The sequence below is a fragment of the Pseudomonas sp. AC463 genome (assembly GCF_979253585.1).
In genome coordinates, this window is record NZ_CEEDDZ010000010.1 from 119,412 (window position 1) to 135,014 (window position 15,603).

General features: G+C 63.9%; 11 protein-coding genes and 1 pseudogene. 10 read left to right on the forward strand and 2 right to left on the reverse strand.

Features of this window, described 5'->3' with window-relative positions:
* Window positions 1-6 precede the first annotated feature (6 nt).
* From AC0IYH_RS14665 to AC0IYH_RS14690, 6 genes and pseudogenes are all read left to right on the forward strand, one after another.
* On the forward strand, window positions 7-2,157 hold the full coding sequence (locus AC0IYH_RS14665; RefSeq protein ID WP_471834897.1) for a DUF1631 domain-containing protein: 2,151 nt from the start codon (window positions 7-9) through the stop codon (window positions 2,155-2,157).
* A 61-nt stretch (window positions 2,158-2,218) separates the two neighbouring features.
* Window positions 2,219-2,782, forward strand: coding sequence for a 1,6-anhydro-N-acetylmuramyl-L-alanine amidase AmpD (gene ampD / locus AC0IYH_RS14670; RefSeq protein WP_116629161.1), 564 nt, complete (start codon window positions 2,219-2,221; stop codon window positions 2,780-2,782).
* Window positions 2,779-3,615, forward strand: a complete 837-nt coding sequence (gene ampE, locus AC0IYH_RS14675; RefSeq protein ID WP_116629160.1) for a regulatory signaling modulator protein AmpE — start codon at window positions 2,779-2,781, stop codon at window positions 3,613-3,615. The genes ampD and ampE overlap by 4 nt, the downstream gene beginning before the upstream one ends.
* A gap of 1,123 nt (window positions 3,616-4,738) precedes the next feature.
* A pseudogene (locus AC0IYH_RS14680) lies at window positions 4,739-4,942 on the forward strand (HAMP domain-containing protein); the annotation flags it as partial.
* Between the two features lie 153 nt (window positions 4,943-5,095).
* Complete coding sequence (locus tag AC0IYH_RS14685) at window positions 5,096-5,800, forward strand: methyl-accepting chemotaxis protein (RefSeq protein WP_471834972.1); 705 nt, start codon at window positions 5,096-5,098, stop codon at window positions 5,798-5,800.
* Window positions 5,801-5,929: 129 nt separating this feature from the next.
* The gene (locus AC0IYH_RS14690) at window positions 5,930-6,361 is read left to right on the forward strand and encodes a hypothetical protein (RefSeq protein ID WP_116629158.1); all 432 of its coding nucleotides are present in this window, start codon (window positions 5,930-5,932) and stop codon (window positions 6,359-6,361) included.
* Here AC0IYH_RS14690 and AC0IYH_RS14695 read toward each other — a convergent pair.
* On the reverse strand, window positions 6,308-7,084 hold the full coding sequence (locus AC0IYH_RS14695) for a TatD family hydrolase (protein WP_471834899.1): 777 nt from the start codon (window positions 7,082-7,084) through the stop codon (window positions 6,308-6,310). The two genes, AC0IYH_RS14690 and AC0IYH_RS14695, sit on opposite strands and share 54 nt — an antisense overlap.
* Window positions 7,085-7,086: 2 nt before the next feature.
* Window positions 7,087-8,082 carry a catabolite repressor/activator gene (gene cra, locus AC0IYH_RS14700; RefSeq protein ID WP_471834901.1) on the reverse strand — a complete coding sequence of 332 codons (996 nt, stop codon included), beginning with the start codon at window positions 8,080-8,082 and terminating at the stop codon, window positions 7,087-7,089.
* Window positions 8,083-8,375: 293 nt separating this feature from the next.
* Between cra and ptsP the strand changes: the two genes are divergently transcribed.
* From ptsP to AC0IYH_RS14720, 4 genes are all read left to right on the forward strand, one after another.
* Window positions 8,376-11,234 carry a phosphoenolpyruvate--protein phosphotransferase gene (gene ptsP / locus AC0IYH_RS14705; protein ID WP_471834902.1) on the forward strand — a complete coding sequence of 953 codons (2,859 nt, stop codon included), beginning with the start codon at window positions 8,376-8,378 and terminating at the stop codon, window positions 11,232-11,234.
* The gene (gene pfkB, locus AC0IYH_RS14710; protein WP_471834904.1) at window positions 11,235-12,176 is read left to right on the forward strand and encodes a 1-phosphofructokinase; all 942 of its coding nucleotides are present in this window, start codon (window positions 11,235-11,237) and stop codon (window positions 12,174-12,176) included.
* Between the two features lie 11 nt (window positions 12,177-12,187).
* A complete protein-coding gene (locus AC0IYH_RS14715; RefSeq protein WP_471834906.1) occupies window positions 12,188-13,900 on the forward strand; it encodes a PTS fructose-like transporter subunit IIB in 1,713 nt (570 codons plus the stop codon).
* 130 nt (window positions 13,901-14,030) lie between these two features.
* Window positions 14,031-15,572: an alkaline phosphatase D family protein gene (locus AC0IYH_RS14720; protein ID WP_122773675.1), complete on the forward strand. Its 1,542-nt coding sequence runs from the start codon at window positions 14,031-14,033 to the stop codon at window positions 15,570-15,572.
* Window positions 15,573-15,603 lie beyond the last annotated feature (31 nt).

Genomic DNA, 15,603 nt, shown 5'->3' on the forward strand with positions numbered 1-15,603 from the left:
GCCAGGATGCACAATGACGGAAAGGTGGTGCCAATCAACAAGGCACAGGCCACGCCATCGCCGCTCGCCCGACTGCCGGTGGTGTTGCTGCAGGTTCGCGACAAGGCCGCGCAGCAGTTGCAGCAAGGTCTGCAGGAACTGTTCGATAACGCCGACGACACGCTGTTCGAAATGGCCGACAAGGCCCGCAGCAACGTCGACCACCATATTTTCTTTGAAGCCATGCGCGACCTGCGCCTCAAGCGCAAGAATTTCGAGCGCGTGTTCATGGAGCGCCTGTTCGACGCTTTTGCCGAGCTGGGCCAGGCCGGGCGCGGCGAGCTGCAACTGGTGCCGGTGCTGTCCTATGACGCGGCACCAGGTACGTCCCGGGATGCACTGGAAAAAGCCGTGGCGCTGGAGGCCATGTTGGGGCGGGTGCGCCACCGCGACGGCCTGGCCCTTGGGCAACTCACCGCGCGCTTGAGCGCGCTGCTTGGCAACCACCTGGATGACCGTGAAAACCCGCTGGGCCCGGCACTGTTGTGCGAGTTTTTCCTGCGGGCGGGGCGTAGCCTGGGCGTGGAGATCCGCGTCAAGTTGATCATGCTCAAGCTGTTCGAAAAATACGTCCTCAGTGACGCCGACCAACTGTACGGCGAAGCCAATCAATTGCTGGTCGCAACGGGAGTGTTGCCGCAACTCAAGGCCGTGCCATCGCGCCGCGCTGGCGGGCGTGTGGCCCGTGAGCAGTCGAGCCCGCACGTGCCGCCGAGCGTCGAGCAGCCGGTTGACGAAAATGGTCACGAAGCGTTTGCCGCCTTGCAGGTATTGCTGACCACGTTGCGCGGCAGCGTCGCGCCGACCCTCGAAGCCAGTGCCGAACCCCAGCCGATTGCCACCCGTGACCTGCTGCGCCTGCTGTCGCATTTGCAGCAATACGTGCCTGCGCCTGAGGCGGAAGATGATTTCGACCTGCGCAACCAGCTGGGGCAATTACTCACCCGTGTCAGCGTCAAGAGTGGCAAGTCGCGAGTCGTGGAGGATTCGGACGAAGACGTGATCAACCTGATCGCGCTGTTGTTCGAGTTCATCCTCAACGACCGCGCGGTGCCGGATACCTTCAAGGCGTTGATCGCCCGCCTGCAGATCCCGATGCTGAAAGTGGCGGTACTGGACAAGCGCTTTTTCAGTTGCGCCAGCCACCCGGCGCGGCGCCTGCTCAACGAAATCGCGGCGGCTGCCATGGGCTGGAGCCCGCGTGAGGACTACCCGCGCGACCCCCTCTACCTGCGCATTGAGCATGTGGTCCAGCGCTTGCTCAATGAGTTTGTCGAAGACCCGGCGATTTTCTCCCAGTTGCTCGCCGAGTTCAGCGCGTTTACTGCCGACGAGCGTCGGCGCAGCGAACTGCTTGAACAGCACACCCGCGATGCCGAAGAAGGCCGCGTGCGCACCGAAGCAGCCCGCCAGCGCGTGGCGGATGTGCTTAATCGACGCTTGCTGGGCAAGGTGCTGCCGTTGGCGGTGGTGCAGTTCCTGCAACAGGCCTGGAGCCAGGTGCTGTTACTGGCCAGTCTCAAGTACGGCGAGCAGTCGGTGCAATGGCAGGCGGGGCTGCGCACCATGGATGACTTGATCTGGAGTGTCAGCCTGCAGCAGGACACCGAAGCCGGGCGCCACCTGCTCGAACAGTTGCCGGGCCTGCTCAAGGCGTTGCGCGACGGCCTGACCAGCGCCGCGTTCGACCCTTTCAGCACCCGAGAATTTTTTGTGCGGTTGCAGGCCCTGCATATTCAGGCGCCCGACGGCGTCGACGAGTTGATCGAAGTGCGCGAGCCATTTGTACTCGGCACCGTGGCGCGGGACCCAGCCGCAGACCTGCCGGCCAATGACCCCGACCTGCTCAAGGTTCACCAGTTGCGGGTCGGTACCTGGATGGTGTTTCAGGCGCGCGCGGCCAACTCCCTGCGCTGCCGGCTCACCGCGATCATGGCGCCGGCCGGCAGCTACATTTTTGTCAGCCGCACCGGGCTCAAGGTGCTGGAGCACAGCGCCGGGGAACTGGCGTTGGCGTTCAAGCGTGACGCGTTGCACGTGCTGGATGACGGGCCGCTGTTCGAGCGCGCGTTGGCGGAGGTGGTGGGCAAGCTGCGCCAACTCAATCGCGCCAAGTGATCGCAACCACAGGGGCGAACGCGGCATACTGGTAACACTTTGTCGCGTTCAAGGAACCTGTATGCAGTTGGACTCCACCAGTGGTTGGTGCAAGGGCATTCGTCATTGCCCTTCGCCCAACTTCAACGAGCGCCCCGCCGGCGAAATATCACTGTTGGTGGTGCATAACATCAGCCTGCCGCCGGCGCAGTTCGCCACCGGGAAAGTGCAGGAGTTTTTTCAGAATCGCCTGGATGTCACGGAACATCCCTACTTTGAAGGGATTGCCGACCTACGGGTGTCCGCGCATTTTCTGATTGAGCGCGACGGCGCGGTGACGCAGTTTGTGTCCTGCAGCGACCGGGCCTGGCATGCCGGGGTTTCTTGCTTCGAAGGGCGTGAAACCTGCAACGACTTTTCCTTGGGCATTGAGCTGGAAGGTACCGATGACCTGCCGTTCACCGACGCCCAATATGCCGCGCTGATCGACCTGGCCCGCCAGTTGCTGGCGGCCTACCCTGGCATCACCGCGCAGCGCATTTGTGGTCATAGCGACATCGCACCGGGGCGCAAGACCGACCCCGGCCCCGCTTTTGATTGGACGCGCTTTCGCAGCGCCCTGCAGGATGGAGGACACGCACGATGAGTTTTCTGGTGTTGGTGCTGGCGGTATGGATCGAGAAATTCTCGGCCCTGCGCCAGCGGTTGCAGCGCGATGGCGGTTGGCTGCGCGAGTTGGCCAAGCTGGAAGCGAGCCCGCGCATGGGCAAGCAACCCTGGCTGATTCTGGTGCTGCTGGTGTTGTTGCCGGTGGCGTTGCTGGGGCTGTTGCTGCTGGTGCTGGAGCCGGTGGCCTACGGCTTGTTGGCCCTGCCGGTGCACCTGCTGGTGGTGATCTACAGCCTGGGGCGCGGTGATGTGCTCGCCGGTCTCGGTCCCTTCCGCGATGCCTGGCGACGCGGTGACTTGCAAGCCGCCGAGCACGTGGCCGAGCGCGACTTGAACCTGAGCGCCGACAGCGGTGAACAACTGCTCGAACGCGTCCAGGGCCATCTGCTGTGGCAGGCCTACCAGAGCTTTTTCGCGGTGATCTTCTGGTACTTCCTGCTGGGCCCGGTGGCTGCGCTGGCGTATCGCCTGCTGGCCCTGGCCAGCGAACACAGCAAGAACCCCCTGGTGGCCGAGCGCGCCGTGCAGTTGCGTCATGCCTTCGACTGGTTGCCAGTGCGCCTGCTGGCCGCCAGCTTTGCCCTGGTGGGCAACTTCGTCGCGGTCAGCCGCGTGATGCTCCATGAGCTGTTGAGCTGGGACATCAGCGCCGCCCAACTGATGGAAAAAGTCGGCCTGGTAGCCGCCGAAATCCCGCCACCAGTGGTCGGCGCGGACGGCATCAACAGCCTCGACCGTCTGTGGGAACTGCTGCTGCGCGCCGCTGTGCTGTGGTACGCCGGCTTTGCCATCTGGACCGTGTTGCCCTGATCAGACTGTGGGAGGGGCTTGCCCCTCCCACAAGTTGTTAACCTTAAGTTACAAAACTCCCTTTCAATTTGAGCTATACAGGCAGAGCGCCAAATAGTGGCTTTCTGCCGCCGCCCTGCGCCTCAAATAAAAATAAAAGAAAGGGAGTTCACCTGTGAAGAGCTTGCTCTATCCCGCCGTCGCGCTGATGAACCGTTTGAGTTTCGGCATGAAGTTCAGCCTGATCAGCGTGCTGTTCCTGCTGCCGATGCTGGCGACCAACTATTACCTGGTGCGCGATTCCTGGCGCGAATTCCAGGGCACCCGCACCGAACTGCAAAGCCTCGAGTTGCTCGGCAGCAGCCTGGCGCTGCGCCGTGACCTGGAAACCCTCAACAACCAGGTACAAATCAACGCGACCCTCGGCCAGGCGGGCAAGGCCGGCGACCTTGAAGGCAAGATCACGGCCCTGGAAACCAATGTACTGGGCCGCCTGCAAGACCTGCGCGCGATGACCACCGAGCCTGAACAGGTCGCCGCGTTTGATGCCAAACGCGACGAGATGGTGGCGGCCTTCAAGGCCCAGCAGCAGGAAACCTCGCTGCTCAGCAAAAGTGCCTTGATCGGCAAATTGCTGAACAAGGCGCAGATGCTCAGCCAGATCATCGCCAGCCAGGCCGGCTTGAGCCGCGACCCCCAGAGCGACCTGCGCCAGCTCAGCGAACTGATCACCAGCGTGACCCCGCAAGTCACCCAGACCCTCGGCGAAGGCCGGGCGATGGGTGCTTATTCCCTGGGCCAGGGGTTTCTGAATTCCTCCTCCAGCACGCGCTTTGACGAGTTGCTGCAGCAATTGGAGAAACTCCAGGCCGAATATGGCCTCAAGTTGCAGGACGCCCTTGGCGCCAGCAAGCCCGCGCACGCAGCGCTGGACGAGCTGGCCAAGGCCAGCAACGCCAGCCTCAAAAAAGGCAGCGAGCTTTTTGAAGAGCAGGTGGTGATGGCCGAAACCCTCGACGCGCCCTGGCAAGGTTTCTACGACAACGTCAGCCAATTGATGGCCCAGACCTATCAACTCGATGAGGCGACCTTGACCTTTATCGGTCAGCAACTGGAGCAACGCCTGGCGCAGAACCGCACGCACATGGTGGTGCTGGTGTCGGCCCTGACCGCCGTGTTTCTGCTGATTTTCTATCTGTACGCCGGCTTCTACGCCTCCACCCGCACTACGTTGCGGCGCCTGGGGGCGATGATGGACAAGGTGGCGGCCGGCGACATGACGGTCACCTTTGTTGCCCACAGCCGCGATGAGCTGGGCGAGCTGGGCCAGGTGTTCAACGGCACCGTGGCGAAAATCCATGATTTGATCGAGCGCGTCGGGCATACCGTCAGCCAGGTCGAACTGCAGGCCGGCCAGGTGCAAGCCGTGTCGGCCCAGAGTAACCAGGCGGTTTCCGGCCAGCGCACGCAGATCGAGCAGGTCGCCACGGCCATGAACCAGATGTCGTCCACCGCCCAGGAAGTCGCGCGCAGTGCGGCGGCGGCGGTCAGCAGTGCCCACAGCGTCAATGACGAAACCGTCAGCGGCCGTAGCCTGGTGCAATCCCAGCAGGGCAGCATCGCGCGGCTGGCGTCGGAGATCGACCAGTCGGTGCGGGTGATCAACCAGTTGGCTATCGACAGCCAGGCGATCAGCAGTGTTCTGGAAGTGATCAAAAGCATCGCAGAACAAACCAACCTGCTGGCGCTCAATGCCGCCATCGAGGCCGCGCGGGCCGGCGAGCAGGGACGCGGCTTTGCGGTGGTGGCCGACGAGGTGCGCACCCTGGCGCGGCGCACCCAGCACTCTACGGAAGAAATCGAACAGATGATCAGCCGCCTGCACAGTGGCGTGGCGGCGGCGGTGAAGGCCATGGGCAGCAGCCATGAAATGGCGAGTGGCACGGTGGGCGAGTCGGAAAAAGTCCAGCAGGCCTTGGAAAACATCCTGGGCGCCGTCGGGATGATCGTTGACCAGAACCAGCAGATCGCCGCCGCCGTGGAGCAGCAGACCGCGGTTGCCCACGATATCGACCAGAACATCGTCGCCATCAACCGCGCCGGCGAGCATGCGGCCGACGGGGCGCATCAAACCGAAGCGGCGAGCCGGCAACTGTCGATGCAGGTGATCGAGTTGAAGCACTTGATCGGCGCGTTTCGCGTGTAAGGCGTAAGCGTGGGAAAACTCGTTTGCTGATGTGGTGCTTGTCTTGATTTGCCAGAGGCTCTGTTGCCGCCCCGAAGATGAGCTTGAATGTGTTTTTTACACACATTCAAGTTCAGGGGAGGCACAGCGATGACCCCGGCAATCGGCATCAAAGGGCACTGCGCCCATTGCGACATCACGTTTGAACTCAAGCCTTGGCAACTGAATGCCATCGCCATCGAGGAGCCGTTCGAGTGCCCGTATTGCCAGCGCATCCTGCAGGCAGGCTGCCCCCGGCAGCTGCGCCGGCTCAAGTCGCTGGATCACTGGGCGCTGGTGAGCCCGAGCATGATGGTGCTGACCTGCGGAGTGCTGACCGTGGCATTGGTGGCGCAGTGGGTAGGCTTTATCAGCGTGATTGGGCAGTTGAATCTGTCACTGGTGGTGCTGCTGGTGCATTTCCTGGCACTGCGTTATGCCCGCCACCGGCAGCGGTTCACCCTGGACCTGCACGTGGTGAAACCCGCGCTACCAGTTGAACAGCTCGCACGCATTGCGTGTGCTCGCCTCAGCCAGCAGTAGAGCGCTGATACCCATATGTTCGGCCAGCGCACTGCAGATCGCCGGCAGGTGCTGCGGGCTGTTGCGCTGGCCCGGGTACATGGCCGGTGCCATGTCGGGCGAGTCGGTTTCCAGCACCACCGCGTCCAGCGGCAACTGCGCCAGCACCTTGTGCATGCGCAGCGCTTGAGGCCAGGTCGCGGCGCCGCCCAGGCCCAGCTTGAAACCGAGCTTGATGTACTCGCGGGCTTCTTCCCGGCTACCGGCAAAGGCATGGATGATGCCGCCGCGCGGCAGGCGGATGCGCTTGAGGGTGGCGATCACCGCCGCGTGGCTGCGGCGTACGTGCAGCAGCGCCGGCAGTTGGAAGTCCACCGCCAGCTTCAGCTGTGCTTCGAACAGCTGCTGCTGGCGCTCGCGGTCCAGGGTTTCGAGGAAGTAATCCAAGCCGATCTCACCCACCGCGCACAGCTGGCGATGGCCCTGCAGGCGGGTCAGCCAGTCGCCCAGTTCGGAAAGGTCGGCGGGGCGGTGGTCGTCGAGGTACACCGGGTGCAGCCCGAAGGCGGCGAATAAGCCTGCATCGGTTTGCACCAGGTCCCATAACCGCTGCCAATTCTGCTGATACACCCCCAGCACCACCATGCGCCCCACACCGACCTCACGGCTGTGGGTGAGGACTTCACGGCGATCGCTGTCGAAGTCCGGGAAGTCCAGGTGGGTGTGGGTGTCGATCAGCTCCACGCTCAGGCCTCGTGAATCCGCTGCTTGAACGTCCGCCCGATGGCGTGCACGCCAGGTTGGTACTGCTCTTCTTCAATCGCAGCCAGGGCCAGGCGCAGTGCGGTGTCGGCGATCTGCTGGTGTTGCTGGGCCATGGCGTTGACCGGCAGCGGCAGGAAATCCAGCAGCTGGGTATCACCAAAGGTGCCCAGGCGCAGAGGCCGCGACTTCAACGGGAAGTCATGCAGTGCGTCGAACACGCCTTGCAGCAGTACGTAGGACGTGGTCACCAGCGCGTCAGGTAAATGCCCCAGGCTTTGCAGTAATTGCTCCATCAGCTGTCGGCCACAGTCGCGACTGAAGGCTTCGCCGTGCTCGACCAGCACCTCGCCGGTGAAGCCTTGCAGCGCCTGCTGAAACCCGGCCGCGCGCTCCTGGCTGATACTCAGCTCGGGCCGCGCGCCAATCAACGCGATCTGCTTGGGCAGCGGTTGCAACAGGCTGGTGGTCAATTGCTGGCAGGCCTGGCGGTCGTCGCTGACCACTGAGCAGAACTGCGCGGGCTCCATCTGCCGGTCAATCGCAATCACCGGCAGGCCCTTGGCTTGCAACTCGCGGTACATGTCGTCGCTGGCCGGCAAGCAGCTGGCGACAAACAGCGCATCGCACCGCCGCGCGCGGAACAGCTGTGCCAATTGGCGTTCGCTGCCGGCCTCGTCGTCGGAACTGGCGATCAGCAACTGATAGCCACGGGCGCGGGCGCCTTGTTCGAGCAACTTGGCAATACGTGCGTAACTGGGGTTTTCCAGGTCCGGCAGGATAAAACCCAAGGTGCGCGTGTGCCGACTGCGCAGCCCTGCCGCCTGGGGGTTGGGCGTAAAGCCATGGGCTTCAACCACCGCGCGCACCCGTTCGACGGTTGCGTTGCTGATGCGTTGCTGCTCGGCCTTGCCATTGATGACGTAGCTTGCGGTGGTTACGGACACACCGGCCAGACGTGCGATATCACTGAGTTTCAAACCGGGATTTCCTTGTTTTTTGGAGCTTGCCCCGACATTTTGTCCGATCGTAACCGATTACTGCACGCGACTAATGTCTCAGCTCAAACGCCGAGTGGTCCTTCAAGGATGCGCAATTAACGCGTAATCTGCCATAAATTCTAGATTAAACGTTTCAGCCAGCGTATTTTTACGACGTTCGCGACTGAGTGCCTACTGCCAATTGACTGCTCAGTCAGTATTCATGAACACCCCTTACACTGTTTGTTTAAAACAATACCTAGTGCGGCCACCGCACTAACTAGGAGAACGGCATGCTTGAGCTCACTGTAGAGCAGATTTCCATGGGCCAGACGGCTGTGGATAAATCTGCCGCCCTGCACCTGCTCGCTGACAAACTGGCGGCCGATGGCCTGGTTGCCGAGGGTTACCTCAGCGGCTTGCAAGCCCGTGAAGCCCAAGGCTCGACCTTTCTCGGCCAAGGTATTGCCATCCCCCACGGTACGCCCGAAACCCGCGACCAGGTTTTTTCCACCGGCGTGCGCCTGCTGCAGTTCCCCGAAGGGGTGGACTGGGGCGACGGCCAGATTGTCTACCTGGCCATTGGCATTGCCGCCAAATCCGACGAACACCTGCGCCTGCTGCAATTGCTCACCCGCGCCCTCGGCGAAACCGACCTCGGCCAGGCGCTGCGCCGCGCCGGCAGCGCCGAAGCGTTGCTGAAACTGCTGCAAGGCGCGCCGCAGGAACTGGCGCTGGACGCGCAGATGATCAGCCTCGGCGTGTCCGCCGATGATTTCGAAGAGTTGGTGTGGCGTGGCGCCCGTCTGTTGCGCCAGGCCGATTGTGTCAGCAATGGTTTCGCCGCCGTGCTGCAGCAGGTCGACGCGCTGCCCCTGGGCGATGGCCTGTGGTGGCTGCACAGCGAGCAGACCGTCAAGCGCCCGGGCCTGGCGTTTGTCACCCCGGACAAACCCATGCGCTACCTCGGGCAGCCGCTCAATGGCTTGTTCTGCCTCGCCAGCCTCGGCGAAGCCCACCAGGCCCTGCTTGAACGCCTGTGCGCGTTATTGATTGAAGGGCGCGGCCAGGAATTGGGCCGCGCCACCAGCAGCCGCGCGGTGCTTGAAGTGCTGGGCGGCGAACTGCCGCCGGACTGGCCGAGCGCGCGCATCACCCTGGCCAACGCCCACGGCCTGCACGCGCGGCCGGCGAAGATTCTCGCGCAATTGGCGAAAAGTTTTGACGGCGATATCCGCGTGCGCGTTATCGATGGCCCGGTGGGCGCCGTGTCGGTGAAGAGCCTGAGCAAACTGCTGAGCCTGGGCGCCCGCCGTGGCCAGGTGCTGGAATTTATCGCCGAGCCAACCATTGCCGGCGATGCGCTGCCAGCCTTGTTGGCCGCCGTCGAAGAAGGCCTCGGTGAAGAGGTCGAGCCATTGCCGACCGCCAGCGCCCAGCCCGCCGCCCTCGACATCGAACCTGTGGTCAGCGCCCCTCAGGCTGGCAGCCAGCTGCAGGCCATCGCGGCCGCGCCCGGCATCGCCATCGGTCCGGCGCATATCCAGGTTCAGCAGGTCATTGACTACCCGCTGCGCGGCGAGTCCTCAGGCATTGAGCGCCAGCGCCTGCAAAACGCCCTGGCCGAGGTGCGCCGCGACATCCAGGGCCTGATCGAACGCAGCCAGGCCAAGGCCATCCGCGAAATTTTCATCACCCACCAGGAAATGCTCGACGACCCGGAACTCACCGACGAAGTCGACACCCGCCTCAAGCAAGGCGAAAGCGCCGAAGCCGCGTGGATGAGCGTGATCGAAGCCGCCGCCAAGCAGCAGGAGTCGTTGCAGGACGCCTTGCTCGCCGAGCGCGCCGCCGACCTGCGTGACATCGGCCGCCGCGTGCTGGCGCAACTGTGCGGCGTTGAAACCGCCCAGGAGCCGAGCGAGCCGTACATTCTGGTGATGGACGAGGTCGGCCCGTCCGACGTCGCGCGCCTGGACCCGGCTCGCGTCGCCGGCATCCTTACCGCCCGTGGCGGCGCCACGGCGCACAGTGCCATCGTCGCCCGTGCCCTTGGGATTCCTGCGCTGGTCGGCGCCGGTTCCGGCGTGTTGCTGCTGGCCAGCGGCACCGCGCTGCTGCTGGATGGCCAACGCGGCCGCCTGCACGTGGCCCCCGACGCCGCCACCCTGCAACGTGCCACCGTCGAGCGTGATACCCGCGAACAACGCCTGCAAGCCGCCGCCGCCCAGCGCCATGAACCGGCGCTGACCCGCGACGGCCATGCCGTGGAAGTGTTCGCCAATATCGGCGAAAGCGCTGGCGTGGCCAGCGCGGTGGAGCAGGGCGCCGAAGGCATTGGCCTGCTGCGCACCGAACTGATTTTCATGGCCCACCCGCAAGCGCCGGACGAAGCCACCCAGGAAGCCGAATACCGCCGCGTGCTCGACGGTCTCGACGGGCGCCCCCTGGTGGTGCGCACCCTCGACGTGGGCGGCGACAAACCGTTGCCGTATTGGCCGATTGCCGAGGAAGAAAACCCCTTCCTCGGCGTGCGCGGCATTCGCCTGACCCTGCAACGCCCGCAAATCATGGAAGCTCAGCTGCGCGCGCTATTACGCTCGGCCGACAACCGCCCGCTGCGCATCATGTTCCCGATGGTCGGCAGCGTGGACGAATGGCGCGCGGCCCGCGACATGACCGAGCGCCTGCGCCTGGAAATTCCGGTGGCCGACCTGCAACTGGGGATCATGATCGAAGTGCCCTCCGCCGCGCTGCTCGCGCCGGTGCTGGCCAAGGAAGTGGATTTTTTCAGCGTCGGCACCAACGACCTGACCCAATACACCCTGGCCATCGACCGTGGCCACCCGACCTTGTCGGCCCAGGCTGACGGCCTGCACCCGGCGGTGTTGCAACTGATCGACATCACCGTGCGCGCCGCCCATGCCCGTGGCAAATGGGTCGGCGTGTGCGGCGAGCTGGCGGCCGACCCGCTGGCGGTGCCGGTGCTGGTCGGCCTGGGGGTGGATGAGTTGAGTGTGTCGGCCCGCAGCATTCCTGAAGTGAAGGCGCGGGTGCGTGAATTCAGTCTGAGCGAGGCCCAGGGCCTGGCGCAAAAAGCACTCGCGGTGGGTTCGCCCGCCGAAGTGCGTGCCCTTGTGGAGGCCGTGTAAATGGCGAAGATTCTGACCCTGACGCTGAACCCGGCGTTGGACCTCACCGTACGCCTGGCGCAGCTGGCGCCGGGTGCGGTCAACCGCAGCGACACCCTGCTGACCCACGCTGCCGGCAAGGGCGTAAACGTCGCGCAAGTGCTGGCCGACCTCGGCCATGACGTGACCGTGGGCGGCTTTCTCGGCGCCGACAACGCCCAGGCGTTCGAGGCGCTGATTGCACGGCGTGGGTTTGCCGATGCGTTTATCCGCGTGCCGGGCGAAACCCGCAGCAATATCAAGATTGCCGAACAGGATGGCCGGGTCACCGACATCAACGCGCCGGGCCCGTTTGTCAGTGAGCAGGCGCAGCAAGCCTTGCTCGACCAGTTGGCGTGGATCGCGCCGGGCCACGACGCGGTGGTCGTTGCCGGCAGCTTGCCGCTTGGTGTCAGCCCGCAGTGGTTGCAGAACCTGCTGGAACACTTGAAAGGCTTTGGTTTGAAAGTCGCCCTGGACACCAGCGGCGAAGCCCTGCGCGCCGGCCTGAAAGCCGGGCCATGGTTGATCAAACCCAACACCGAAGAACTCTCCGAGGCCCTCGAGTGCCCGACCGATTCGGTCGCGCAACAGGCCCAGGCCGCTAAGCGTTTGCAACTGCAGGGCGTGCAGCATGTGGTGGTGTCCCATGGCGCCGACGGCGTGAACTGGTTCGGCCCGAGCGTGGCGTTGCATGCCACGCCGCCCAAAGTCAGCGTCGCCAGTACCGTGGGCGCCGGTGACTCGTTGCTGGCCGGGATGCTCCACGGTCTGCTCAGTTTCGAAGCCCCCGAACAGACCCTGCGCCGCGCCACGGCGATTGCCGCGATGGCAGTGACGCAGATCGGTTTTGGCATCAGCGATGACGCGCAGTTGGCGCATCTGCAAGGCGGCGTCGATGTACGCGCGCTGACAGAACAATAAGAGGGTTTGTGATGAAGTTAGCCATTGTTACCGCCTGCCCGAACGGCATGGTCACCAGTGTGCTGTGCGCCCGCTTGTTGGACGCCGCCGCGCAGCGCCAGGGGTGGAGCACCAGCGTTGAAGTGGTGGATGAGCAGCGCCCGGAACGCCAGTTGTCCCAGACGGTGATCGACGACGCCGAGTGGGTGTTGCTGGTCAGCAGCACGCCGGTGGACATGCAACGGTTTGTCGGTAAGCGCGTGTTCCAGAGCACGCCGGCCCAGGCCCTGGCGGATGTCGACGCTGTGCTGCGACGCGGCGCTGAAGAGGCGCAGGTGTATGTCGCGACTGAACAGGCGGCGAAAAACGCGCCGCGCATCGTCGCGATCACCGCGTGCCCGACCGGCGTGGCCCACACTTTCATGGCTGCCGAAGCCTTGCAGCAAACCGCCAAGCGCTTGGGGTATGACCTGCAGGTCGAAACCCAGGGCTCGGTGGGCGCGCGCACGCCGTTGAGCCCGCAGGCCATCGCCGATGCCGACGTGGTGTTGCTCGCCGCCGATATCGAAGTGGCCACCGAGCGTTTCGCCGGCAAGAAGATCTACCGCTGCGGCACCGGCATTGCCCTCAAGCAATCCGAAGCGACCCTCAACAAGGCCCTCGCCGAAGGCGCGGTTGAAAGCGCGGCGTCTGGCGCGGTGGCCAAGCAAGAAAAAACCGGTGTGTACAAACACTTGCTCACCGGCGTTTCGTTCATGCTGCCGATGGTGGTGGCGGGCGGTTTGCTGATCGCCTTGTCGTTTGCCTTTGGCATTCACGCGTTTGAACAGGAAGGCACGTTGGCGGCGGCATTAAAAACCGTCGGCAATACCGCCTTTACCCTGATGGTGCCGCTGCTGGCGGGGTATATCGCCTACTCGATTGCCGACCGTCCCGGCATTGCGCCCGGCATGATCGGCGGCCTGCTGGCGGGTACATTGGGCGCTGGGTTTATCGGCGGCATCCTCGCCGGTTTCCTCGCGGGCTACTGCGTCAAGCTGATCACCCGTGCCGTGCGATTGCCGCAAAGCATGGAGGCACTCAAGCCGATCCTGATTATCCCGTTGCTGGCGAGCCTGTTCACCGGCCTGGCGATGATCTACCTGGTGGGCCCGCCGGTGGCGCGCATGCTCACCGGCCTTACCGACTTCCTCGCGACCATGGGCACCACCAACGCGGTGCTGCTGGGGATCCTGTTGGGCGGCATGATGTGTGTCGATCTGGGCGGGCCGATCAACAAGGCCGCGTATGCGTTTTCCGTCGGCCTGCTGGCGGCGTCGAGCGGCGCACCGATGGCCGCGACCATGGCCGCCGGCATGGTGCCGCCAATCGGCATGGGCATCGCCACGTTCCTGGCGCGGCGCAAGTTCGCCCAGACCGAACGCGAGGCCGGCAAGGCGGCGATGATCCTGGGGCTGTGCTTTATCTCTGAAGGCGCCATTCCGTTTGCCGCCAAGGACCCGTTGCGGGTGATCCCGGCGAGCATCGCCGGCGGCGCGTTGACTGGTGCGCTATCGATGTATTTTGGCTGCAAGCTGGCGGCGCCCCACGGCGGGCTGTTTGTGCTGGTGATTCCGAATGCGATCAACCATGCGCTGCTGTACTTGCTGGCGATTGTGGCGGGTAGTGTGCTGACGGGGTTGGTGTATGCGCTGATCAAGCAGCCGGACGCGGTGGAGCTGGCAGTCACCTCAGCCAAGGCCTGACATCGATCAAAAATGTGGGAGGGTGCAAGCCCCCTCCCACATTTGATCTCCGGTGATCACAAGATCGGTGTCATCTCTGCTTCATCCGCTCATGCTTAAGTCTCCCTTTTGATACCAAGAGGGCACCTGCATGAGCCACTTCGATCTCGGCCGTCGCCGTGTGATGCAAGCCGTTGGCGCCGGGCTGTTGCTGCCGGGCCTGGCGCCGGCGGTGATTGCTTCGGTCAAGGACCGGCCGCAACTCACCGACGGTGTGCAGTCCGGCGACCTGCTGGGCGATCGCGCGATGATCTGGAGCCGCAGCGACCGCCCCGCGCGCATGGTGGTGGAGTGGGACACCCGCAGCGTGTTCAGCAACCCACGCCGATTCGTCTCACCGCTGGCCGACAGCCGCAGCGACTTTACCGCCCGCGTCGAACTCAGCGGCCTGCCCGCCGACCAGGCGATTTTCTACCGCGTGCACTTCGAAGACGCCCAGACCGGCGTGGCCAGCGAGCCGTGGTTCGGCCACTTGCGCAGCGTGCCGTCCGCGCGGCGCGACATCCGCTTTGTGTGGAGCGGCGACACCGTGGGGCAGGGCTTTGGCATCAACCCGGACATCGGCGGCATGCGCATTTACGAAGCCATGCGCCTGCGCCTGCCGGACTTCTTTATCCACAGCGGCGACACCATCTACGCCGACGGCCCGGTGCCCGCGCAGCTTGCCACCGAGGGCGGGCGTATCTGGCGCAATATCACCACCGACGCCAAGAGCAAAGTCGCCGAAACCCTGGATGAATATCGCGGCAATTATCGCTACAACCTGCTGGATGAAAACGTGCGGCGCTTCAATGCCGAAGTGCCGCAGATCTGGCAGTGGGATGACCACGAAGTGGTGAACAATTGGTCGCCGAGCAAGCAACTCGATGAGCGTTACCAGACCAAGGACATCAATACCTTGGTGGGCCGCGCGCGCCAGGCCTGGCTGGAATATTCGCCGATGCGCCGGCAAAGCGCCGATGGCGGCGGGCGCATTTATCGCAAGCTCAGTTATGGCCCGTTGCTGGATGTATTCGTGCTGGATATGCGCAGCTATCGCGGGCCGAACGACGATAACCTCGGCGGCGAAAAACCCTTTCTCGGCCGTGAGCAGTTGGACTGGCTCAAGCGCGAACTCAAGGCTTCCCAGGCGCAGTGGAAGGTGATTGCCGCCGACATGCCGATTGGCCTCGGCGTGCCCGACGGCGAAGTCAGCCCCGGTGTGCCGCGCTGGGAAGCGATCGCCAACAACGACCCGGGTGCGCCCCAGGGTCGCGAGTTGGAAATCGCCGAATTGCTGGGATTTTTGCGGGCGCAACAGGTGCGCAACCATGTGTGGCTGACCGCGGATGTGCATTACTGCGCGGCGCATCACTACCACCCGGATCGTGCGGTGTTCCAGGATTTCGAACCGTTCTGGGAGTTTGTGGCGGGGCCGCTGAACGCGGGGAGTTTCGGGCCTAATCCGTTGGATAAAACCTTTGGGCCCGAGGTGGTGTTCGAGAAGGCACCGCCGGCGCAGAACACTTCGCCGTTTGCGGGGTTTCAGTTTTTTGGTGAGGTGCAGATTGAGGGGCAGACGGGGGAGTTGACCGTTACTTTGCGGGATCTGGATGGTGTCTCAGTGTTCGAGCAAAAGCTGCAACCGGTCTGATTTGGAATGCAGTTAAAAATGTGGGAGGGGG